Source organism: Arachnia propionica (assembly GCF_003932785.1).
GTDB classification, from domain to species: Bacteria; Actinomycetota; Actinomycetes; order Propionibacteriales; family Propionibacteriaceae; genus Arachnia; species Arachnia propionica_B.
In genome coordinates, this window is sequence record NZ_RQYT01000111.1 from 1 (window position 1) to 1,151 (window position 1,151).

Annotated in this window: 1 protein-coding gene; it reads left to right on the forward strand. The window is 59.8% G+C overall.

The window, feature by feature from the left end; all coding sequences use genetic code 11:
- Positions 1-895: 895 nt before the first annotated feature.
- Positions 896-1,126, forward strand: a complete 231-nt coding sequence (locus tag EII35_RS15470) for a hypothetical protein (protein ID WP_125229339.1) — start codon at positions 896-898, stop codon at positions 1,124-1,126.
- Positions 1,127-1,151: the final 25 nt, after the last annotated feature.

Genomic DNA, 1,151 nt, shown 5'->3' on the forward strand with positions numbered 1-1,151 from the left:
ACGGAGGTCTCGACACGGGTCCTCCGCAGGCTCCGGACCCTGCTCGACCAGCGGTGGAGAGGACGGCGCTGGAGCCAAAATGAGCAACCGCATCAGTTCCGTGAATAACGCCTTCAGCTTGGCGAATCGCCTTCCCGGGATTTGTGTCTGGTCGGCTGATCTCAGCAATGACGGAACCATGAGAATCCAAGGCGACAATCTGTCCGTTGTCAAAGTAGCGAAGTGCCGTACTGTCACTGGGAAGTGGAGGGCGATCTATGCTGGCCAAGCCCTGGTTGGTGAGTGCTCGAATTTCATCTGTCAACACTTCGGAGACGCCGGGGCCGAGATTCTCTCCGAGTGAACTCATCTCTCCCGGGTGGTTGAGTGAGCGCTCGACTCCGGAGCAGGTGTCGAAGTGGTCGGTCGCGGGTCGTGGGGCCGCGTGTGCTGATGAGGCAACGAGTAAAGGTAGTTATGGCGGTGATGAGGGCGGTGATGAGCGCGCTTTATTTTTTCATTTCTTCCTCTCTGTGGCAGGGGGGTTCTCTACCTTGATGGAGGCCCGCTCGAATATCAGGAGAGCCAGTGCGAATGATTGCACGGCAAACATCGAGGCGAAGGGCCAGGGCAGGCCTTCGTGAAGAAGCAGGAAAAAAAGGGCGACCGCGCAGAGGGTCAGTGGGATTGATATGGCGAGATATCGCTTCTTTGGGACTTGATCCCAGAGGGGGCGCACTTCGCCGGGCTGAGGTTTGTGATCTCCGGTCAATCCCAACCAAGTCGTTAGTCCTGTGCCTGGACCTTCTCTACTGTTCATGGCTACCAGCTCCTTTGCTTCGGATTTTGGGTAAATATATTACCTGAGCTTGAGGCGATGGGGAAGTGATTTTGAGAAAGTCTGGATGATGGTTGGATGCCCGTCGCCAGGATGAGGGTTGGGCGTGGTGTGGGGTTCGTGGTGGGCTGGCTACGGGTTTCACCTCGTCGTCGGGGTGCCGGCGTCCATCACCTCAGCTTCGAGGGCCCCCGCATCATGCCCGGGATCTCCGCGCCCCGGCCGTCGCGTCCGCACTTCGTTGCGGCCCTCGACGGGCGGGCGCTCGCCGTCGCCTCACCTCACGGTCGGTGGGTGGACTGGCTCTGACAGGGCGCTGACCGGAGTGGCCGGG